Below are 20212 nucleotides of genomic sequence, written 5' to 3' on the forward strand. Positions count from 1 at the left end.
AGCAAAAAAAACTGAACCAATTCCGAACCCATGACGTACATGTAAACGGAACTAGACAGTGAGAGGACGACCAGTGCCATTTGAAGTTGACACCTTTGCACCCAAACGGATCGCTATCGTGGGCGGCGGGATATCAGGGATGGCTGCGGCCTATCACCTTAGCCAAACACACTCCGTCACGCTTTACGAAGCAGAGGGGCGCATCGGCGGGCATGCACGCACCGTGATGGCTGGCAAACGCGGCGACCAAGCCGTGGACACAGGCTTTATCGTCTACAACTACGCCAACTACCCCCACCTGACGCGTCTGTTTGCGGAACTGGATGTGCCGGTTGCCAAATCAAACATGTCCTTTGGCGCCTCCTTTGGCGGTGGCGCGATGGAATACGGGCTGCAATCGCTCGATTCGCTGTTTGCAACGCGCAGCAACATCGTCTCACCCAAGTTCCTGCGCATGGTCGCGGATATTTTCAAATTCAACAACAACGCCGATCACGTCGCAAAAGACCCCGACATCACGCTCAATGAGTTGTGCGATCAACTGCGGCTCAGCCAAGGCTTTCGGGATTGGTATTTGGCCCCGATGTCCGGCGCGATCTGGTCCACGCCGACACAAAACGTCATGGACTTCCCTGCGCAGGCTTTGGTCAAGTTCTTCAAAAACCATGCACTTATGTCCACCACAGGCCAGCACCAGTGGTACACCGTGGATGGCGGCTCGATTGAATATGTGCGCCGTTTGGAACACGCCCTAAAATCCCGCGCTGTGGCGATCCGCAAATCCACGCCTGTGAATGCGGTCAAACGCATCCCCGGCGGCGGAGTTGAAATCAAAGCCAAGGGTGATGAGTGGAAGGTCTATGATGAGGTGATCTTTGCCACCCACTCCGACCAGACCCTCGCGATGCTGTCCGATGCCACGCCGACCGAACGCGACAACCTTAGCGCGGTACGCTACCAGCCCAACCGCGCCACGCTACACGCTGACCCCAATACGATGCCCAAGCGGAAATCCTGTTGGGCCAGCTGGGTCTACACCGAGGCTGCGGACAAAGAGGGCGATAAAATCGACCTGACCTACTGGATGAACTCACTTCAGCCGATCCCCCACGATGACCTGTTGCTCGTTACGCTCAATTCACAGGCCCCCATCCGGGAAGAATTGATCTACGATGAGGTTGATTTCGCCCATCCGATCTATGACCTCGCGATGACTGCGGCCGTAGAGCGGATCAAGGCTACAAACGGCACCGCTAACACATGGTTCTGCGGCGCATGGATGCGTAACGGCTTTCATGAAGACGGCTACGCCTCGGCCTATGACGTCGTGCAGGCGCTGAACGCAACCAGCGTGGCCATGGCTGCCGAATGACCCGCGTCCTGGAACATATTCCGGGGCACACCTGGCACGGACGCAAAGGCGCGGTCGAGAATGCGTTCAAGTATTCAATCGACTACGTCCTACTGGACCTAGAGGACGAAGGCCCCCTGCCCGCGCTGTTTTCGCGTAACCGTCGCAACCTTGCGGCGGTCTACGACGCCGATCACGGCGGCCCGCGCGGCGAAGGGCGCGGGCTGAGTTGGGTCAATCAAGTGCTGCAAGCCTATGGGCTGCAATTCCAGCGGGGCAAAACCCTGCTTCTGACCCAACCGCGCATGTTTGGGTATGTGTTCAACCCTGTCTCGTTCTGGCTTTGCTACGACGTCGAAAACGAGCTGCGCGTCGTCATCGCAGAGGTCAGCAACACCTACGGTGACCGCCACTCGTACTTGTGCCACACCGACAACCTGTCTCCGATCACCGCCGAGACTGAGATGCACGCGACCAAAATATTCTACGTCTCTCCGTTCCAAAAAATCGAAGGCGATTACACCTTCCGCTTTAACATCACCGATGAACGCATCGGCGTCTGGATCGACTATTCCGGCGGCAAAGGCGGACTGATCGCGACGCTCTGCGGCAAGCGTCAGCCGCTGACCTCTAAGGGTTTGGCGTTTGCAGCCCTACGTCGCCCCCTTGGCGCGCGACGGGTCATGGCCCTGATCCATTGGCAGGCGCTCAAGCTGTGGTGGAAGGGCGCGCGGTTTCGCACACGCCCCACCCCTCCCCCGGAGGAGGTGTCGCGGTGACATCCGCCCGCGCGCTTGGCTTGCCCCGCTACGCGGTGTTTGCCGCCGTGCTTTCGGCGGCTGGCTTGCCCATCTATATCCACGCGCCCAAGTTCTACGTGGACAGCTACGGCGTCTCGCTGGGCGCGCTGGCCACGGTCCTGTTTTTCCTGCGCCTAATCGACGTGGTCCAAGACCCGTTTTTTGGCTGGCTCTCTGAGGCTGGTCGAAAGTACCGCCCGGCACTGGTGGCACTGGGCGGTATCGTGATGGCAATCTCGATGTGGGGGCTGTTCGCCGTGACGCCACCCATCGACGCAATATGGTGGTTTGCCCTCACGCTCGCAGGGTTGTTTTCGGGGTTCTCACTGCTGACGATCTCGTTCTACGCCCAGGGCGTGTTAAAGGCGAATGTGATGGGGGACGGCCACGTTCGCCTTGCGACATGGCGCGAAACGGGTGCATTGATCGGCGTCTGCGTGGCCTCCGTGGCGCCTGTGGCTCTGGCGTTTAGTGGCGCGCCCTTTATGGCATATGCGGGCCTCTTCGCGGGTCTCACGCTGCTGGCCCTTTGGCTGATGCGGAATGAATGGCGGTCCGAGGCAACCGCGCCCAGCACCCCCATGGGTGACATCCTGCGCGATGCCACCGCGCGGCGGCTTTTGCTGATTGCACTCCTAAACGCGGCCCCTGTTGCCGTGACCTCAACCCTGTTCTTGTTCTTCGTCGAAAGCCGCCTTGATGCCCCCGGCATGGAGGGGCCTTTGCTGCTCCTGTTCTTTCTCGCCGCGGCACTGTCGGCCCCCATGTGGGGCCGCCTCGCGGAGCGCTACGGCCCCAAACCGATGCTCCTTGCGGGGATGGTGCTCGCGATTGCGACTTTTGCCTTTGCCCTCACACTGGGGGCGGGCGACACCGCACTGTTTGCGGTGATCTGCGTGGCCTCCGGCGCGACCTTGGGTGCGGACCTCACGCTTTTGCCCGCGATATTCGCGCGTCACATGGCGAAAATCGCCCCAAATGCAGGCAACGGCTTTGGCCTTTGGTCGTTTGTGTCAAAGTTCACGCTCGCAATTGCTGCGATCACACTACTTCCAATCCTAGAGGTTAACGGATTCCAGGCTGGCATGACCAACACGCCGGACGCCCTGATGACCCTGACACTGCTCTATGCGGGCCTGCCCTGCATCCTCAAACTGTTCGCGCTGGCCCTGCTCAGCGTGACCCGACTGACGGAGACATAACGGATGGAATCGCTGCTTCTTGTTGGCCTTGGCGTGGTCCTAACGCTCAGCCTTGTCTGGGCACGGTTCCGATATGCGGCCTTTCCCGCTCAACGCCCCAGCGACTACGCCGAGCAGACACCTCAATTCGACATCCGCCATCACCTAGACGGCCCAATCCAATGCGAGGGCATCATTTACGGCCCCACTGGGCGCGTTTCGTCCCGGTTTGTGGCCGATATGAACGCCACGTGGGACGGCAACACCGGCTCCATGACTGAGCATTTTCGCTACGACAGCGGCAGCACGCAGGATCGGATCTGGTCTCTCAAAATCGGCAACGACGGCCAGATCAAAGCCACCGCGCCCGACATCATCGGCGAAGGTGAGGGCACGCAGGAAGGCTCTGCCGTCAAACTATCATACCGCATCAAACTGCCTGACGACGCTGGCGGCCATGTGCTGGACGTGACGGATTGGATGTATCTGATGGAGAACGGCACGGTGATGAACCGCTCGCAGTTCCGAAAGTTTGGAGTGAAAGTGGCCGAGCTTGTTGCCACCATGCGGAAAGTCGGATGAGAGAATTTCAAGGAAAACGCTACTGGCTGATCGGCGCATCCGAAGGATTAGGCCGCGCGCTCGCCCTCAAACTGAGCGCGGCGGGGGCCGAGGTGATCGTCTCAGCGCGTAGTCAGGAAAAGCTGGACGCGCTGGTGGCAGAAATGCCGGGCAAGGCCCGCGCGTTAACGCTCGATGTCGGTGTTTTGGAAAGCGTTGAGGGCACAGCTGCCGAAATCGGACACATCGACGGCATGGTGTATTTGGCGGGTGTCTACTGGCCGCAGTCAGCCCAAGACTGGAACGCGGAACAGGTCGAGGCGATGTGCGACATCAACTTTACCGGCTCTGCCCGGGCGGTCGGCGCGGTCATCGGCCAGATGGTAGAACGGGACGCAGGCCACATCGTCATCACAGGTTCGCTTTCGGGCTTTCGCGGGTTGCCCGGTGCCACGGGCTACGGCGCATCCAAGGCGGGCAATATGTGGCTGGCAGAGGGCATGTATGCCGATCTGCGCAACACTGGCGTCGATGTCCAAATCGCGAATCCCGGCTTCATCAAAACCCGGCTTACGGACAAGAATGACTTTTCGATGCCATTCCTGATGACGCCAGAGCAAGCCGCCCAAGAAATGTTTGACCACATGTGCACGAGCGATTTCAAAAAGAGCTTTCCGCGCGTGTTTTCTTGGCTGTTCCGGGGGTCTCAGGTCCTGCCCGATTGGCTGTATTACCGGGTGTTTGGCAAGTAACCCGCGCAATCACGCGCGGCAATTCGGCAGTGCGAACCGATAAGCCAGCCTCAGCCTCACAATCAGTGGGATGCATTTCATAGAGAGGGTTTGGTGGAGCCTAGCGGGATCGAACCGCTGACCTCCTGCATGCCATGCAGGCGCTCTCCCAGCTGAGCTAAGGCCCCAAACCGTGCGTCTAGATAGAAAGACGCGGGCTGCGGCGCAAGCGGAAAATCTCTCCCGCGCCGCACTTTTTCACAACGAGATTACTCGTCGTCGCCTTCGTTGCTGACATCGGCGATTTCGTCGAGAGACACAGTGTCCTCTTCGTCGTCATCATCCAGTACGTCGGCATCGTCTTCGATGGACACATCGTCCTCGAGTTCGGTGTCGTCGTCGTCCAGCAGCAGATCGTCTTCGGCCTCTTTGGCCTTGACCGCATCCGCATCATCCTTGTCCGCAGCCAGCACGCGGGTCTTGGTTCCGGTGTCGATGTTAACGGCTTCGCCGGTGTAAGGGCTAACGATCGGGCGCTTGTTCAGGTCGTAGAAGCGTTTGCCAGTAGTCGGGCAGACGCGCTTTACACCCCATTCTTCTTTGGGCATGTCAGTTCCTTCAGGTCTTGGACGCTAAGATGAATTGGGGTGCCTTGCCATAGCTGAACAAGGGTGTCAAAGCCTTTCCCGTGGCAGTGCGGAACGATGGGGGCATTGACCTGTGGAATCGATCATTCTTGAGGGTATCCCTCCCGTTGAAGTGCATCTGCGCCGTTCGCCCCGCGCGACACGGCTTTCTCTGCGGGTCGGGCGCACCGATGGGCGCGTCACGCTGACCCTGCCGCGCCGCGCGACCCTGCGGGAGGCGCACGCCTTCGCCAACGCCCAAGCCGCCTGGATCAGACAACATGTCTCCGCCGCACCCAGCGTGCAGCACCCCGTCATCGGTGGCACATTGCCCATCTTGGGTGAGGTTCTGCCCATCGTCGCGGGCCAAACACGCGTGGCCCGATTGTTGCCCGATGCGGTGCTGGTCCCCAATGACACCGCCAAAGTTGGCCCACGGATCAAGACGCTTTTGCGCACGTTGGCCCAGACCCACCTCACCGAAGCTTGTGAGCGCTACGCCACCTCTTTGGGCCGCAATCACGGCAAAATTACCTTTCGCGACACGCGTTCACGCTGGGGATCATGCACATCGCGGGGGGATTTGATGTTTTCGTGGCGGCTGGTAATGGCCCCGTGGGAGGTGCTGGATTACGTCGCCGCCCATGAGGTCGCGCATTTGGCCCACATGGACCACTCCGCCCGCTTCTGGGCACAGGTCGAGGACCTCTTGCCGCGCTACCAACCGCACCGCGCGTGGCTCAAGGCGCATGGGGCTGGATTACACGCGTGGGACTTTAGTGTCCTTGACGCGACCCCGGACTAGGCGCACCGTCCCGCCATGTTAATCGACTCCAAATCCAGCGGAACCTCTGCCGCCCACGACAAGCTGTACCGCGCGCTGCGGACCCGTGTCATGCACGGCGAACTCATCCCCGGTGAGCCGCTGACCCTGCGCGGCATCGGCAAAGAATACGGCGTCTCAATGACCCCTGTGCGCGAGGCACTGCGTCGCTTGATCGCGGAAGGGGCGCTGTCGCTATCGTCATCCGGGCGCGTCAGCACGCCAGAATTAAGCAGTGAGCGAATCGAAGAACTGGCTGCACTCAGGTCCCTGCTAGAACCGGAACTGGCCGCGCGCGCCCTGCCCCGCGCCCACTCAGCCCTGATCGAGCGGATGGAAATCATCAACCGCTCTATCGCGGAGAAAATCGCGAAAAAGGACGCGGTGGGGTATATTCGCACCAACCTCGAATTCCACCGCACGCTGTATTTACGCGCGCAGGCACCTGCGATGCTTGCGATGGCGGAAACAGTTTGGCTGCAAATGGGGCCAACGATGCGCGCACTTTATGGGCGACTGCACCGGACCGAGGCGCCCCGCCACCACCGCCTGATCCTCGCGGCACTGAACGCAGGGGATGAACCGGGGCTACGGCTCGCGGTGCGCGCCGACGTGACCCAAGGGCTAAAGCTGTTGGCGACTTAGCGCAGAATTCAGGAACGGATTGGTCCGGCGCGCAACCGCGCCGAACCCAAGTGGTTGTCAAAGCCGATTAGGCGTGGATCGCGCCGTCACCACAGGCCAAAGCCGCTTCACGCATTGCTTCCGAATATGTCGGGTGCGCGTGGCAAGTCCGCGCCAGATCTTCTGCAGCGGCACCGAATTCCATGGCAACACAGACTTCGTGGATCAAGTCACCGGCCATTGGGCCAATGACGTGTGCGCCCAAGATGCGGTCCGTCTTGGCATCAGCCAACAGCTTCACAAACCCATCGGCCGCGAAGTTCGCCTTTGCACGCCCGTTGCCCATGAACGAGAATTTCCCGATCTTATAGGCCACGCCCGCTTCCTTGAGTTGCTCTTCGGTTTGGCCGACATTGGCAACTTCGGGGTGCGTATAGATCACGCCGGGGATGACACCATAGTTCACGTGGGGCTTTTGGCCCGCGATCATCTCAGCGACGGCCATACCTTCATCCTCTGCCTTGTGAGCCAGCATCGGACCTTCAATTGCATCGCCGATCGCATAGATACCGGGGATGTTCGTGCGATAGCTCGACTGGGCGATCTGGCCGCGAGGGGTCATCTCAATGCCCAAAGCATCAAGGCCCAGTCCTTCTGTGAACGGTTTGCGCCCGGTAGAGACCAGCACAACCTCGGTATCTAGCGTATGCTCACTGTCATCTTTGCGCAGCTTATAGGTGACCTTGGCTTTGGTCTTGGTGGCAGCAACCTTGGACACAGCCGCGCCCATGATGAACTTGAGGCCCTGCTTGGCGAGGATGCGCTGGAACTGCTTGGCAACCTCAAGGTCCATGCCCGGTGTGATGCCGTCCATGAATTCCACCACAGTTACCTCAGTGCCGAGGCGCGCATAAACGGAGCCCAGCTCCAGGCCGATCACACCACCCCCTACGACGGTCATGGTCTTGGGGATTTTATTCAGCTCAAGCGCGCCGGTGGAAGTTACGACGACCTTTTCATCAATGGCCACTTCTGCGCCCGGAATGGTGGCCGGCTCTGAGCCGCTGGCGATGACGATGTGCTTGGCGGTATGGATTTCGTCGCCGACTTTGACCTCACCCGCCTTGGGGATGGAGGCCCAGCCCTTGATCCAATCGACCTTGTTCTTTTTGAACAGGAATTCGATGCCTTTGGTGTTTTGGGCAATGACGTCATCCTTATAGGCCAACATCTGTTTCCAATCGACCTTGGGCGCAGCACCCGTCAGACCCATCTTGGCAAAGTTATGCTCTGCCTCGTGGAGCTGATGGGAGGCGTGCAGCAGCGCCTTGGACGGGATGCAGCCCACGTTCAGGCAGGTACCACCGAGGGTGTCGCGCCCCTCAACACAGGCCGTTTTCAGGCCCAGTTGCGCGCAGCGGATTGCGCCGACATATCCGCCGGGACCGGAGCCGATGATGATAACGTCGTAGTTTGCCATGATGTTTTCCTTTCTGTCGGTCGCCGGGGGCCAGCCCCCGGACCCCCGGGATATTTGAGAACCAAAGAATTAGGCGATAGCCGCAAGAAGCATCGCTGTGGTTGCAAGAAAGCCCACGAGCCAGATGGCCGAGCGCCAAGGACGCCATCCGAAGTAGTAAGCTGGGATGTAGAGAACGCGGGCCGCAAGGTATGTGTAGGCCAGCAGGGCGGTGTAGGGTGTCGCCTCATCCGAGAGGGTCAGCACCGTGCAGGCGATGCCGAACAGGATCAGCCCTTCGAAGTGGTTGTTGAGGGCCCGATAGAGGCGGGCGGTTTTGTCGGAAAGTTGATCCTCAAGCGAGCCGCCAAGGCGCGCGCGATCCCGTGCGGAGGCCGTTTTGCCCGGGCCCAACTCAAGGTTGGCAGGGACGGCCATCAGGACGAATTGCACCACTTGGAGAAGTGCCGCGAGGGTGAGGGCAGTAAGTTCGGGGGTCATGGGCATCCTCTGAGATGAGATCCATCGGCCGTTTTGGATGCGAGAGGCCAAGTCCGGCGTGAGGTCGTTCGTCCTGTTTTCGCTGGCATTTGGATGATCCCCTTGTGTGAGGCAGCGCCTGACCGAAATATTTGCCGATCAGGCGCTGCCGCGTGTTTTTTAGAGATCCATCAGCAGGCGGCGCGGATCTTCGAGGGCTTCTTTGACGCGCACGAGGAAGGTCACAGCGCCTTTGCCGTCGACGATCCGGTGATCGTAGGACAGAGCCAGATACATCATCGGACGGATGACAATTTGACCATCAACCACCACGGGGCGGTCTTGGATCTTGTGCATGCCGAGGATGCCCGATTGTGGCGGGTTCAGGATCGGCGAGGACATGAGCGAACCGTAGACGCCGCCGTTCGAGATCGTGAAGGTCCCGCCCTGCATTTCCGCCATGGACAGTTTGCCGTCACGGGCGCGTTTGCCCTTTTCTGCGATGGCTTTTTCGATCTCGGCGAAGGACATCTGGTCGGCGTCACGGATCACTGGCACCACAAGGCCCGTGGGTGTGCCCGCAGCGATGCCCATGTGCACGAACTTTTTGTACACGATGTCGGTGCCGTCGATCTCAGCGTTTACTTCGGGGACTTCTTTTAGGGCGTGACAGCACGCTTTGGTGAAGAACGACATAAAGCCCAGACGCGCGCCGTGTTTCTTCTCAAACAGGTCCTTGTATTCCTTGCGCAACGCCATCGACGCCGACATGTCGACCTCGTTGTATGTCGTCAGCATGGCGGCCGTGTTTTGGCTGTCTTTCAGGCGCTTGGCGATGGTTTGGCGCAGGCGGGTCATCTTGACCCGTTCTTCGCGGGCTGCATCATCGGCGGGTACGGGTGCGCGGGGGGCGGCGGGGGCCGCAGCCGCAGCTGGGGCCGCAGCAGCACTGGCAACAGCCGCCATCACGTCCTCTTTCATCACGCGGCCATCACGACCAGAGCCCTGAACCGAAGCAGGATCAATGCCCTTTTCCGCCATGATTTTCTTGGCCGATGGTGCGTCCTCTACGTCCTTAGCACCGGAGGCCGCAGGCGCAGCAGCGGGCGCCGCCGCAGGGGCAGCAGCCGCACCAGCCGAGCCGCCGATCACAGCCAGCTTGGCAGTCGCATCCACAGTTGCCCCTTCGGGCGCGAGGATTTCGGACAGCACGCCAGCGGCAGGCGCGGGAACCTCGACCGAAACCTTGTCGGTTTCCAGCTCACAGAGCATTTCGTCTTGGGCAACAGTGTCGCCGACCTTTTTGAACCAAGTTGAGACAGTCGCCTCGGTCACGCTTTCGCCCAGCGTAGGCACCATCACATCCGTGGTGGCACCCGTATCAGCGGCGGCAGGGGCCGGGGCCGCCGCGACCGGTGCAGCGGTCGCTTCGCCACCGGCAGAAATGGTCGCCAACAGCGCGTCCACGCCAACGGTTTCACCCTCGGCGGCCACGATCTCGGCCATTGTGCCAGCAGCGGGCGCAGGCACTTCGACCGTCACCTTGTCGGTCTCCAGCTCGCACAACATCTCATCCACCGCGACCGCGTCGCCTGGCTTTTTGAACCATGTGGCCACGGTGGCCTCGGTAACGCTTTCGCCCAGTGTGGGCACTCGAACTTCAGTGGACATCTTCTATTATCCTTTGATATCAAGCGCTTCGTTCACGAGCGCTGTTTGTTGTGCTTTGTGTTGGCTGGCAAGACCCGTCGCGGGCGAGGCCGAGGATGTCCGGCCCACATAGGTCGGACGTGTTTGCTTGGCCTTGATGCGGCTCAGGACCCATTCGATGTTTGGCTCAATAAAGCTCCAAGCGCCTTGATTCTTGGGCTCTTCTTGGCACCAGACCATATCGGCGCCCTTGAACCGCTCCAGCTCTTTCATGAGGGCCATCGCAGGGAAGGGGTAATACTGCTCAACGCGCAGGAGATACACGTCATCCAAACCGGCCGCGTCACGCGCCTCCAGCAGGTCGTAGTACACTTTGCCCGAGCAGATCACGACGCGCTTGATCTTGGCGTCTGGCTTCAGCTTGGTATCGGAGTGACCCTTCTGCGCGTCATCCCACAACACCCGGTGGAAGCTGGACCCAGTGGTAAAGTCCTCCGCGTCGGACACGCATAGCTTGTGGCGTAGCAGCGACTTAGGCGTCATCAAAACCAGCGGCTTGCGGAAATCACGGTGCAGCTGACGGCGCAGAATGTGGAAATAGTTCGACGGGGTCGTACAGTTCGCAACAATCCAGTTGTCCTGCCCACACATGGTCAGGAACCGTTCAAGCCGCGCGGACGAGTGCTCGGGGCCCTGCCCCTCAAACCCGTGTGGCAACAAGCACACCAGACCCGACATCCGCAGCCACTTCGATTCACCCGAGGACACGAACTGATCGAACATAATTTGCGCGCCGTTGGCGAAATCACCGAACTGGGCTTCCCACATGGTCAGCGCGTTCGGCTCGGCCAACGAGTAGCCATATTCAAAGCCCAACACCGCGTATTCCGACAGCGCACTGTCGATCACTTCGTACTGCGCCTGACCCTCACGGATGTTGTTGAGGGGGTAAAACCGCTCTTCAGTTTCTTGGTTCACCAGACCCGAATGCCGCTGCGAGAACGTGCCACGCGTACTGTCCTGCCCCGACAGGCGGACCTTGTAGCCCTCCGTCAGGAGCGAGCCAAACGCCAATGCCTCGGCAGTGGCCCAATCAAAACCCTCACCGGTTTCGACCATCTTGGCCTTGCCTTCCAGCAGCCGCTGAACCGTTTTGTGCAGCGGATAACCCTCAGGCGCGCGGGCCAAAGCGTTGCCAACCTCGGCCAACGTCTCAGGCTTGATCGCTGTGTCGCCGCGGACATAGTCCTCTTTATTGCGATCCAGATGCGACCAACGCCCGTCCAGCCAATCGGCCTTGTTGGGCTTATAGTCTTTGCCGATCTCGAACTCTTCGTTGAGGTGCGCTTGGAACGCGGCCTTCATGTCCTCGATCTCACCCTCGGGGATCAAGCCATCCTTAACCAGACGTTCGGTATACAGCGTCAGGGTCGTTTTGTGCTTCTTGATCCGCTTGTACATCAGCGGGTTGGTGAACATGGGCTCATCGCCCTCGTTGTGACCAAACCGGCGGTAGCAGAAAATGTCGATCACGACGTCCTTGCCGAACTTTTGACGGAACTCAGTGGCGACCTTGGCGGCGTGCACCACGGCCTCGGGGTCGTCGCCATTCACGTGGAAAATTGGGGCCTCAACCACCAGCGCGTTATCCGTGGGATACGGGCTAGAGCGCGAGAAGTGCGGCGCCGTTGTAAAGCCGATCTGGTTGTTCACAACGATATGCATCGTGCCGCCGGTTTTGTGCCCGCGCAGACCCGACAGAGCAAAACACTCGGCCACAACACCCTGACCAGCAAACGCCGCGTCACCGTGCAACAGGATCGGCATCACGGCCGTGCGTTCCGTGTCGCCCAACTGATCCTGCTTGGCGCGGACTTTGCCCAAAACGACGGGGTTCACCGCCTCTAGGTGCGAGGGGTTCGCCGTCAGCGACAGGTGAACAGGGTGGCCGTCAAATTCCCGGTCGCTCGACGCGCCGAGGTGGTATTTCACATCGCCCGAACCATCCACGTCCTCTGGCTTGAACGATCCGCCCTGAAATTCGTTGAAAATCGCGCGGTAGGGTTTGGCCATCACATTGGCGAGCACTGACAAACGGCCCCGGTGCGGCATCCCGATGACGATTTCCTTCAGCCCAAGGTTACCGCCGCGCTTGATGATCTGCTCCATCGCAGGGATCAGGCTTTCGCCACCATCCAGACCAAACCGCTTGGTGCCCATGTACTTCACATGGAGGAATTTCTCGAAACCCTCGGCCTCAACCATTTTGTTGAGGATCGCCTTCCGGCCTTCGCGGGTGAACGCGATCTCTTTGCCCAAACCCTCGATCCGCTCCTTCAGCCAGCCGGCCTCTTCGGGGTTCGAGATGTGCATGTATTGCAGCGCAAAAGTCCCGCAATAGGTCCGCTTCACGATCGCCATGATCTCTCGCATGGTGGCGACTTGCAGCCCCAGCACTTGGTCGATGAAAATCGGGCGGTCCATGTCGGCTTCGGTAAAGCCATAGGACTTGGGATCCAGCTCTGGGTGGGGGGTCTGGTCCCGCATCCCCAGAGGGTCAAGGTCAGCCACAAGGTGACCCCGAATACGATAGGCACGGATGATCATCAGCGCGCGGATCGAGTCAAGCACAGCACGTTTGATCTGCTCGTCCGAGACCTCAACACCGGTCGCGGCGGCCTTGGCCTTGATCTTGTCACCAGCACCTTTGACCTCAGGGGCCGGGGCCCATTCACCGGTCAATGCGGCGGTCCAATCGTCGGTGGGCTGCGGCGGCCAGTCGGCGCGCGCCCAGCTTGGCCCCTCTGCTTCGCGCTTAACAGAGACCTCGTCGTCCCCCATCGCCCGGAAAAACGCTTGCCACGATTCGTCCACTGCTGCCGGGTCGTTGGCGTAACGCGCGTACATCTGTTCCAGATATTCCGCGTTGTGGCCCTGCATAAAGCTAGAGGCGTGGAACTGGTCGTTGGAGGAGTGTTCGGTCATTGGGACACCTCATTTGGGTTGGGACCGTAAGCTGTAAACTCAGGAGGGAGGGAGGGCTGACTGCTCATTGCGCCCCCTCCACGAAAAACTCATGCCGGATGTTCACCACGACTTCGGGCGGCGTCGCATCGGGCAATTCCGCGCGAATGGCGGCTTGGTTGTAGTGAAAGCGGTATACGGACAGGCCCGGATTATCGGCGTCCACACGGACGTCGGTGTGGGTGCCAAATCCTGTCTGTGGTGCGCGGGCGGACGGGTCATCCATCGCCACACGGCATTGCACAGAGGTGATCGTATCTGCGGGGCGTTGCCAGCTGGCCAACATCACGGCCGCGCCATTGACCAACACCCGCGTCTGGGATGTGGGCAGCGCCTTAAGCCGTCCGTAGTTGGCCGCGGCCATGCGCTGTGCGTCTAGCACCTCGCGCAGGGTCGCGCCGCCCATGTCGCCGCCCAAATAGGCGACGGCGTTGATCCACATCAGGCGCTCAACCATATCGGTCTGCGGCGCGCTCCAGCCCTGAGCTTCCAGCGCGCCGTAGAATTTTTCAGCCTCTTCGAACGGTTCGGCACAGGGTTCCAGCCCCTGCGCCACGGCAGGAGAGGAAAGCACAACACACAACACAGTCGCGCGTATCAGCCCTTCCAGTCCCATGTTGTTCCTCCCCGTTCTCCAGGCGGCGATTAACCAGCGGCAATCGCTTCCTGAACGGCTTCACCCAGCGTTGCAGGGCTTTCGGCCACAACGATGCCAGCAGACTTCATCGCTTCGATCTTGCTTTCGGCGTCGCCTTTGCCGCCTGCAACAATCGCGCCAGCGTGACCCATGCGGCGGCCCGGAGGCGCCGTGCGGCCAGCAATGAAACCAGCTGTTGGCTTCCAACGGCCCTTTTTGCGCTGCTCGGCAAGGAATTCAGCGGCTTCTTCTTCAGCGGAGCCCCCGATTTCACCGATCATGATGATCGAATGCGTCTCATCATCGTCAAGGAACATGTCCAGCACGTCGATGTGCTCGGTGCCTTTGATGGGGTCGCCGCCGATGCCAACAGCCGAAGACTGGCCAAGGCCCAGATCGGATGTCTGCTTGACCGCTTCATAGGTCAGCGTGCCCGAACGGGACACAACACCAACCGACCCGCGGCGGTGAATGTGACCGGGCATGATGCCGATTTTGCAAGCGTCAGGCGTGATCACGCCGGGGCAGTTTGGCCCGATCAGACGCGAGGAAGTGCCCTCAAGGGCGCGCTGCACGCGCATCATGTCCAGAACCGGGATGCCCTCGGTGATGCAGACAATCAGTTCCATCTCAGCGTCAATCGCCTCAAGTATACTGTCAGCCGCAAAGGGGGGCGGCACGTAGATCACGGTCGCGTTGGCTTCGGTGACGTGCTTGGCCTCATGGACCGAGTTGAACACAGGCAGGTCAAGGTGCGTCTGACCGCCCTTGCCCGGCGTCACGCCGCCCACCATTTTCGTGCCATAGGCAATCGCCTGCTCAGAGTGGAATGTCCCCTGCGAGCCAGTGAAACCCTGACAAATGACTTTGGTATTTTCGTTTACGAGAACTGCCATCGGTCTTATCCCTTCACCGCTTTGACGATTTTCTGCGCACCGTCTTTCAGGTTGTCTGCAGCGATCACGTTCAGGCCGGAGGTATTGATGATCTCCTTGCCTTGCTCCACGTTTGTGCCCTCAAGGCGCACAACGAGGGGCACTTGAAGACCGACCTCTTTGACAGCCGTCACAACGCCCTCAGCGATCACGTCACAGCGCATGATGCCGCCAAAGATGTTCACAAGGATGCCCTTCACGTTGGGGTCCGATGTGATGATCTTGAACGCTTCGGTCACTTTCTCAGTGGTGGCACCGCCGCCCACGTCAAGGAAGTTTGCAGGCTCAGCGCCGTACAGCTTGATGATGTCCATCGTGGCCATCGCAAGACCCGCACCGTTCACCATGCACCCGATTTCACCGTCCAGAGCGATGTAGTTCAGGTCAAACTTGGAGGCCGCCAATTCCTTGGGGTCCTCTTCGGTTTCGTCGCGCAGAGCGGCGATGTCAGCGTGGCGGTAGACCGCGTTGCCGTCAAAACCCATCTTCGCGTCCAGACACTTCAGGTCGCCCTTGTCGGTCACGATCAGCGGGTTGATCTCCAGCATCTCCATGTCTTTTTCGACAAAGCACTGGTACAACTGGCCCATCAACTTCACGCATTGTTTTACCTGCGCGCCGGTCAGCCCAAGCGCAAACGCGATGCGGCGACCGTGGAAGCCTTGGTAACCCGTGGCCGGATCAACAGAGAAGCTGAGGATTTTTTCAGGCGTGCTTTCCGCCACTTCTTCGATGTCCATACCGCCTTCGGTCGAACACACAAAGCTGACGCGCGATGTCTGACGATCCACCAGCAGAGCAAGGTAAAGTTCGGTCTCAATCCCGGAACCGTCCTCGATGTAGATACGGTTCACAACCTTACCAGCGGGGCCGGTTTGGTGCGTGACTAGCGTCCGGCCGAGCATTTTCTTCGCTTCGTCCGCAGCTTCTTCCACCGATTTGGCAAGGCGCACACCGCCCTTTTCGCCTGCGTCAGCTTCCTTGAAGGAACCTTTGCCGCGGCCACCAGCGTGGATTTGTGCTTTTACAACCCACAGGGGTCCGTCCATTTCGCCCGCAGCGGTTTTGGCGTCTTCTGCCTTCAAAACCACGCGTCCGTCCGAGACCGGAGCGCCGTAGGAGCGAAGAAGGGCCTTCGCCTGGTATTCATGGATGTTCATGAAACTGTCCCATATTGCTTGTTGTTGACGCTTGGTCTGACACAGCCAATTAACCCTGCAAAACGCCATAACGCCGCAGCAGTGGTATTTCCCCTAAAAAACCCACATTTGTGATCACACCGCAAAAAAGTGTGATCACAAATTCGGCATACAGCAGTATGCAATTTCGCAAAGCGCAACAAAAAAGGGTGCTCCCGAAGGAACACCCAATGCTCAACTCGTAGGTGAGTCGCTTAGACGAGGCTGTCGTCGATGGCCTTACATGCGTCGACCAGGCCCTTAACCGCGTTCACGGACACGTCGAACATCTCTTGCTCTTCTTTGTTGAGCTTGATGTTCACGATCCGCTCAACGCCACCGGCGCCGATCACTGTGGGCACACCAACGTACATGCCCTTTACGCCCAGATCACCGTCACAATACGCAGCACAGGGCAGAACGCGTTTTTGATCGTTCAAATAGGCTTCAGCCATTTCAATCGCCGAGGTCGCGGGCGCATAGAACGCAGAACCGGTTTTCAGCAGGCCAACGATTTCGGCACCGCCGTCACGGGTGCGCTGCACCATGGCGTCCAGTTTCTCTTGCGTAGTCCAACCCATTTCCACCAGATCGGGCAGCGGGATGCCGCCAACGGTCGAATAGCGCACCGATGGCACCATTGTGTCGCCATGGCCGCCCAAAACAAAGGCCGTCACGTCGCGCATGGACACATTGAATTCCTCAGCAAGGAAGTGACGGAAACGTGCACTGTCAAGAACGCCAGCCATGCCGCAGACCTTGTGGTGGGGCAGACCGCTGAATTCGCGCAGCGCCCAAACCATCGCATCCAGCGGGTTGGTGATGCAGATCACGAAGGCGTCGGGCGCGTGGGCAGCAATGCCTTCACCAACGGATTTCATGACCTTGAGGTTGATACCCAGAAGGTCATCACGGCTCATGCCGGGTTTGCGCGCAACACCAGCGGTCACGATGCACACATCGGCGCCTGCGATATCCGCGTAATCCGAGGTGCCCTTCATGTCGGCATCAAAGCCTTCGGAGGGACCGGATTCGGCGATATCCAGCGCCTTGCCCTGGGGCAGACCATCCGCAATGTCGAACAGGACAACGTCGCCCAATTCCTTGATAGCAGCGAGGTGGGCAAGCGTGCCCCCGATGTTGCCTGCGCCGATAAGGGCAATTTTAGCTCTGGCCATGGAAGGTCTCTCCGGTGGGATATTAATGACCCGAGCACGCCTAACCACTCAACTAACGCGGCGCAAGACTGTGCCAGCGCGGCAGAAAGCCTCGCTTAACCGATGGGATGCGCGGTAAATAGCGCCTAAACACGTGCTATAGCCCGCTGTCTCCAGCACAATTTGTTAACCATCTAATTCGGCCAGCATGATCACCTTCGACCTCACATTTTTCGCCCTCGCGATCCCTGCGATCATCTTTGCCGCAATATCCAAGAGCGGTTTTGGCTCCGGCGCTGCCTTTGCTGCGACACCGATTCTCGCCCTTGTGCTGGACCCAGCGGTAGCCTTGGGCGTGGTGCTACCGTTGCTCATGTTGGTGGATATATCATCGCTCAAACCCTATTGGGCAAAATGGCACGCACCCTCCGCCGCAGCCTTATGTATCGGTGCAATTCCGGGCGTGGCCCTAGCGATTTGGCTCTATCAAATCGCTGATCCGAACATACTGCGCCTCTTGATCGGGGCAATTTCCATCGGCTTTGTCGCGTTTCAATTGGCCCGCGCCCGCGGCTTCATCCGCATCGCACCCCAACCTTTTCGCCCCGCACTTGGCGCCGCATTCGGCGTGATCGCGGGCTTCACCAGTTTTGTCAGCCACGCGGGTGGCCCACCCGCTGCAATCTTTCTGCTCTCACAAAACCTCAGCAAGACCACGTTTCAAGCAACAACAGTCATCACCTTTTGGATCATTAACATCCTCAAGGCCGTGCCCTACGCATTTCTCGGTGTCTTTACGGCAGAAACCCTGCTTGCAGGGGTGTATCTTGCACCTTTTGCATTGCTGGGCACTTGGCTCGGGGTCAAGGCGCACCGCCTCATCCCAGAGCGTCTGTTCTTTGCAGTAACTTACGTTTTGCTAACCTGCACGGGCAGCAAACTGATCTATGACGCACTTGCCTAGGCGTCGTCAGATGCCTGAAGCGGGTCAATCGTGTCCTCATAGGACTGGCCAGACGCCACAAGACACATCCGCCCATCTGGCATCGTCACCGTAATCGTCCAAGACCCGGTATCATCCGAGGCAAACACCTCAACCACACCGTTATTCGCCCCCAGTCCAAGACTGCGACGCGTTTCACCAAACTTTTCCGACAAACGGCTCAAAACCGTGTCACGCTTTCCACAAACTTCGGCAGCCGCCGGCAAAGAGGACCACACGGTCACCCCGATCAAAGCTGCTGTAAAAATAGATGTCTTCATGGTCTAACCTTACCTAACCTTCGTGTGTGAAGGAGAGCTGACAAACGCCGGGATCGCTGGGACAAATCCGGCCTACGCCAAACTCTCCCCTGTGTTGGTGGCCGTTTCCCCAACAAGCGAGGCCGACCCTTCTGATGCAGCCAACCTGAGCTAAACTGCTTAGAAAAAAGTTAAGCTCGCGCATTTTCTCGCCTAGCGTGTGTTTTTCCGGCGCCAAGCCAACCCTCACGCAACAAAACGTCCCAAATACACGTTCCGACTTGCGTCATATTACCAGCCGTGCAAAACCATGCCGCAGCGCAGAAGGATTTGACCATGACCCACCCCTACCGCTCCGTTCTCTATATTCCCGGCTCAAAAGAGCGCGCATTGGAAAAGGCAAAGACCCTTCCAGTGGACGCCATCATCTTCGATCTTGAGGATGCCGTGGCCGTTGATGAAAAAGAAAACGCACGCCACACCCTCGCCGCCGCGCTTACCGCTGGCGGCTACGGCGATCGCGCCCAGATCGTGCGGATCAACGCGCTCGACACCGATTGGGGCCACGCCGATGTCGCCGTTATCGCGCCCACCGGGCCACAGGCGGTCCTCCTGCCCAAAGTGAACTCCGCGGCGGACATCAATGCCCTCAGCGCCCTGCTGGACGCCCACCCCGCCTGCGCCGACACCACAATCTGGGCCATGATGGAAAGCCCCCTCGGCATCCTCAACGCCCTCGAAATCGCGCAAGCCCCTCGGATGGGCGGCTTTATCCTCGGCACAAACGATCTCGCCAAGGATCTCAACACCCGCTTCCGTGCGGACCGTGAACCCCTGCTCACCTCGCTGCAAATGTGCCTGCTCGCGGCGCGCGCGGCGGGCATTGTGTGCGTCGATGGTGTCTATAATGCGTTCAAAGACGCCGAAGGCCTTGCTGCCGAATGCGCCCAAGGTCGCGACATGGGCATGGACGGCAAAACGCTGATCCACCCCGCGCAGGTCGACGTCTGCAACACCGCCTTTTCCCCGTCTGAGGCAGAAATCGACCTTGCCCGCCGCCAAATCGACGCGTTTGAGGCCGCCGAAGCCGAAGGCCTAGGCATCGCTGTCGTAGACGGTAAGATCGTTGAGAATCTGCACGTGGAAACCGCGCGCAAAACCCTCGCCATGGCCAACGCCATCGCAACCGCAGCGGAGTAAATCTCAATGGCACTTTTGATCGCGGGCATCGCCCTTTGGTGGGCCGCGCACCTGTTCAAACGCGTGGCTCCGGGCCTGCGCGGTCAAATGGGCACCGCAGGCAAAGGCATCGCCGCCGTCCTGATCATCGGCAGCATCGTGTTGATGGTTCTGGGCTACAAAGCGGCCGACTTTGTCCCCGTCTGGCAACCGCCCAGCTTTATGACACACATCAACAACCTGCTGATGTTGCTGGCGTTTTACCTTTACGGCGTGGGCGCGGCCAAGGGCACGCTGGCGGCCAAAATCCGCCACCCCCAACTGACCGCCTTCAAAACATGGGCCGTCGCGCACCTGCTGGTGAACGGCGATGTTGCGTCGATCCTGCTGTTTGGGGGCCTGCTCGCATGGGCCGTCGTCAGCGTCATCCTTATCAACCGCGCCACTGAGTGGGAGCGGCCCAAGGCCGTCTCCGTCAAAGGCGACATCAAGGCGCTGATCATCGGCCTCGTGCTGATGGCCATCGTCATGGCAATTCACGTTTGGGCGGGTGTCTCGCCCGTAGGAGGCTAAC

Annotated in this window: 20 protein-coding genes and 1 tRNA gene; 10 read left to right on the top strand and 11 right to left on the bottom strand. The window is 59.6% G+C overall.

Translation table 11 applies throughout. From position 1 onward, the window contains the following. Positions 1 to 73: 73 nt before the first annotated feature. The 5 genes from THS5294_RS05050 to THS5294_RS05070 are packed head-to-tail and all read left to right on the top strand — an operon-like array spanning position 74 to position 4645. Complete coding sequence (locus THS5294_RS05050) at positions 74 to 1372, top strand: NAD(P)/FAD-dependent oxidoreductase (RefSeq protein ID WP_058122879.1); 1299 nt, start codon at positions 74 to 76, stop codon at positions 1370 to 1372. Then, positions 1369 to 2130, top strand: a complete 762-nt coding sequence (locus tag THS5294_RS05055; RefSeq protein WP_058122880.1) for a DUF1365 domain-containing protein — start codon at positions 1369 to 1371, stop codon at positions 2128 to 2130. Before THS5294_RS05050 ends, THS5294_RS05055 begins: the two co-directional genes overlap by 4 nt. Next, complete coding sequence (locus THS5294_RS05060; protein ID WP_058122881.1) at positions 2127 to 3353, top strand: MFS transporter; 1227 nt, start codon at positions 2127 to 2129, stop codon at positions 3351 to 3353. Before THS5294_RS05055 ends, THS5294_RS05060 begins: the two co-directional genes overlap by 4 nt. A 3-nt stretch (positions 3354 to 3356) precedes the next feature. Then, complete coding sequence (locus tag THS5294_RS05065; protein ID WP_058122882.1) at positions 3357 to 3914, top strand: DUF3833 domain-containing protein; 558 nt, start codon at positions 3357 to 3359, stop codon at positions 3912 to 3914. Beyond that, positions 3911 to 4645, top strand: coding sequence for an SDR family NAD(P)-dependent oxidoreductase (locus tag THS5294_RS05070; RefSeq protein ID WP_058122883.1), 735 nt, complete (start codon positions 3911 to 3913; stop codon positions 4643 to 4645). Before THS5294_RS05065 ends, THS5294_RS05070 begins: the two co-directional genes overlap by 4 nt. A gap of 91 nt (positions 4646 to 4736) precedes the next feature. Here THS5294_RS05070 and THS5294_RS05075 read toward each other — a convergent pair. Then, positions 4737 to 4812, bottom strand: a tRNA-Ala gene (locus THS5294_RS05075). A gap of 81 nt (positions 4813 to 4893) precedes the next feature. Beyond that, positions 4894 to 5232, bottom strand: coding sequence for a TIGR02300 family protein (locus tag THS5294_RS05080; protein WP_058122884.1), 339 nt, complete (start codon positions 5230 to 5232; stop codon positions 4894 to 4896). A 112-nt stretch (positions 5233 to 5344) separates the two neighbouring features. Here THS5294_RS05080 and THS5294_RS05085 point away from each other — a divergent pair, with 112 nt between their 5' ends. Both THS5294_RS05085 and THS5294_RS05090 read left to right on the top strand, forming a co-directional pair. Then, positions 5345 to 6055 (top strand): M48 family metallopeptidase, encoded by a 711-nt coding sequence (locus THS5294_RS05085; RefSeq protein WP_082644950.1) that lies wholly within the window; start codon positions 5345 to 5347, stop codon positions 6053 to 6055. A 15-nt stretch (positions 6056 to 6070) separates the two neighbouring features. Next, on the top strand, positions 6071 to 6718 hold the full coding sequence (locus tag THS5294_RS05090; RefSeq protein WP_038005702.1) for a GntR family transcriptional regulator: 648 nt from the start codon (positions 6071 to 6073) through the stop codon (positions 6716 to 6718). Positions 6719 to 6785: 67 nt separating this feature from the next. Here THS5294_RS05090 and lpdA read toward each other — a convergent pair whose 3' ends face one another. The 8 genes from lpdA to mdh form a co-directional block, all read right to left on the bottom strand. Beyond that, positions 6786 to 8177 (bottom strand): dihydrolipoyl dehydrogenase, encoded by a 1392-nt coding sequence (lpdA, locus tag THS5294_RS05095; RefSeq protein WP_058122885.1) that lies wholly within the window; start codon positions 8175 to 8177, stop codon positions 6786 to 6788. A gap of 69 nt (positions 8178 to 8246) precedes the next feature. Then, positions 8247 to 8657, bottom strand: coding sequence for an MAPEG family protein (locus tag THS5294_RS05100; protein WP_058122886.1), 411 nt, complete (start codon positions 8655 to 8657; stop codon positions 8247 to 8249). A 159-nt stretch (positions 8658 to 8816) separates the two neighbouring features. Further along, entirely contained in the window at positions 8817 to 10307 is a 1491-nt protein-coding gene (gene odhB, locus THS5294_RS05105; RefSeq protein WP_058122887.1) for a 2-oxoglutarate dehydrogenase complex dihydrolipoyllysine-residue succinyltransferase, read from the bottom strand. 6 nt (positions 10308 to 10313) lie between these two features. Continuing rightward, positions 10314 to 13271 (bottom strand): 2-oxoglutarate dehydrogenase E1 component, encoded by a 2958-nt coding sequence (locus tag THS5294_RS05110; protein ID WP_038005698.1) that lies wholly within the window; start codon positions 13269 to 13271, stop codon positions 10314 to 10316. A 64-nt stretch (positions 13272 to 13335) separates the two neighbouring features. Further along, positions 13336 to 13926: a hypothetical protein gene (locus THS5294_RS05115; protein ID WP_058122888.1), complete on the bottom strand. Its 591-nt coding sequence runs from the start codon at positions 13924 to 13926 to the stop codon at positions 13336 to 13338. 29 nt (positions 13927 to 13955) lie between these two features. Beyond that, positions 13956 to 14843: a succinate--CoA ligase subunit alpha gene (gene sucD, locus THS5294_RS05120; RefSeq protein WP_038005696.1), complete on the bottom strand. Its 888-nt coding sequence runs from the start codon at positions 14841 to 14843 to the stop codon at positions 13956 to 13958. 5 nt (positions 14844 to 14848) lie between these two features. Further along, positions 14849 to 16042 carry an ADP-forming succinate--CoA ligase subunit beta gene (sucC, locus tag THS5294_RS05125; RefSeq protein WP_038005695.1) on the bottom strand — a complete coding sequence of 398 codons (1194 nt, stop codon included), beginning with the start codon at positions 16040 to 16042 and terminating at the stop codon, positions 14849 to 14851. Between the two features lie 233 nt (positions 16043 to 16275). After that, positions 16276 to 17238 (bottom strand): malate dehydrogenase, encoded by a 963-nt coding sequence (mdh, locus tag THS5294_RS05130; protein ID WP_058122889.1) that lies wholly within the window; start codon positions 17236 to 17238, stop codon positions 16276 to 16278. A 187-nt stretch (positions 17239 to 17425) separates the two neighbouring features. Between mdh and THS5294_RS05135 the strand changes: the two genes are divergently transcribed. Next, positions 17426 to 18181 carry a sulfite exporter TauE/SafE family protein gene (locus tag THS5294_RS05135; protein WP_058122890.1) on the top strand — a complete coding sequence of 252 codons (756 nt, stop codon included), beginning with the start codon at positions 17426 to 17428 and terminating at the stop codon, positions 18179 to 18181. On the opposite strand, the gene THS5294_RS05140 is transcribed toward THS5294_RS05135, so the two are convergent. Continuing rightward, a complete protein-coding gene (locus THS5294_RS05140) occupies positions 18178 to 18480 on the bottom strand; it encodes a hypothetical protein (RefSeq protein WP_038005691.1) in 303 nt (100 codons plus the stop codon). The genes THS5294_RS05135 and THS5294_RS05140 overlap by 4 nt on opposite strands. Positions 18481 to 18795: 315 nt before the next feature. On the opposite strand from THS5294_RS05140, the gene THS5294_RS05145 reads away from it, so the two are divergent. Then, positions 18796 to 19659, top strand: a complete 864-nt coding sequence (locus THS5294_RS05145; RefSeq protein WP_058122891.1) for an HpcH/HpaI aldolase/citrate lyase family protein — start codon at positions 18796 to 18798, stop codon at positions 19657 to 19659. A 6-nt stretch (positions 19660 to 19665) separates the two neighbouring features. After that, positions 19666 to 20211 carry an NnrU family protein gene (locus tag THS5294_RS05150; RefSeq protein WP_058122892.1) on the top strand — a complete coding sequence of 182 codons (546 nt, stop codon included), beginning with the start codon at positions 19666 to 19668 and terminating at the stop codon, positions 20209 to 20211. Position 20212: the final 1 nt, after the last annotated feature.

It is taken from the genome of Thalassobacter stenotrophicus (assembly GCF_001458315.1).
GTDB lineage: Bacteria > Pseudomonadota > Alphaproteobacteria > Rhodobacterales > Rhodobacteraceae > Thalassobacter > Thalassobacter stenotrophicus.

Coding starts and splice junctions, on each gene's coding strand:
- THS5294_RS05080 (WP_058122884.1), bottom strand. CDS start 5,232: ATGCCCAAAGAAGAATGGGGTGTAAAGCGCGTCTGCCCGACTACTGGC.
- THS5294_RS05145 (WP_058122891.1), top strand. CDS start 18,796: ATGACCCACCCCTACCGCTCCGTTCTCTATATTCCCGGCTCAAAAGAG.
- sucC (WP_038005695.1), bottom strand. CDS start 16,042: ATGAACATCCATGAATACCAGGCGAAGGCCCTTCTTCGCTCCTACGGC.
- THS5294_RS05135 (WP_058122890.1), top strand. CDS start 17,426: ATGATCACCTTCGACCTCACATTTTTCGCCCTCGCGATCCCTGCGATC.
- THS5294_RS05065 (WP_058122882.1), top strand. CDS start 3,357: ATGGAATCGCTGCTTCTTGTTGGCCTTGGCGTGGTCCTAACGCTCAGC.
- THS5294_RS05090 (WP_038005702.1), top strand. CDS start 6,071: ATGTTAATCGACTCCAAATCCAGCGGAACCTCTGCCGCCCACGACAAG.
- THS5294_RS05150 (WP_058122892.1), top strand. CDS start 19,666: ATGGCACTTTTGATCGCGGGCATCGCCCTTTGGTGGGCCGCGCACCTG.
- odhB (WP_058122887.1), bottom strand. CDS start 10,307: ATGTCCACTGAAGTTCGAGTGCCCACACTGGGCGAAAGCGTTACCGAG.
- THS5294_RS05140 (WP_038005691.1), bottom strand. CDS start 18,480: ATGAAGACATCTATTTTTACAGCAGCTTTGATCGGGGTGACCGTGTGG.
- THS5294_RS05110 (WP_038005698.1), bottom strand. CDS start 13,271: ATGACCGAACACTCCTCCAACGACCAGTTCCACGCCTCTAGCTTTATG.
- THS5294_RS05070 (WP_058122883.1), top strand. CDS start 3,911: ATGAGAGAATTTCAAGGAAAACGCTACTGGCTGATCGGCGCATCCGAA.
- THS5294_RS05100 (WP_058122886.1), bottom strand. CDS start 8,657: ATGACCCCCGAACTTACTGCCCTCACCCTCGCGGCACTTCTCCAAGTG.
- THS5294_RS05115 (WP_058122888.1), bottom strand. CDS start 13,926: ATGGGACTGGAAGGGCTGATACGCGCGACTGTGTTGTGTGTTGTGCTT.
- THS5294_RS05055 (WP_058122880.1), top strand. CDS start 1,369: ATGACCCGCGTCCTGGAACATATTCCGGGGCACACCTGGCACGGACGC.
- mdh (WP_058122889.1), bottom strand. CDS start 17,238: ATGGCCAGAGCTAAAATTGCCCTTATCGGCGCAGGCAACATCGGGGGC.
- sucD (WP_038005696.1), bottom strand. CDS start 14,843: ATGGCAGTTCTCGTAAACGAAAATACCAAAGTCATTTGTCAGGGTTTC.
- lpdA (WP_058122885.1), bottom strand. CDS start 8,177: ATGGCAAACTACGACGTTATCATCATCGGCTCCGGTCCCGGCGGATAT.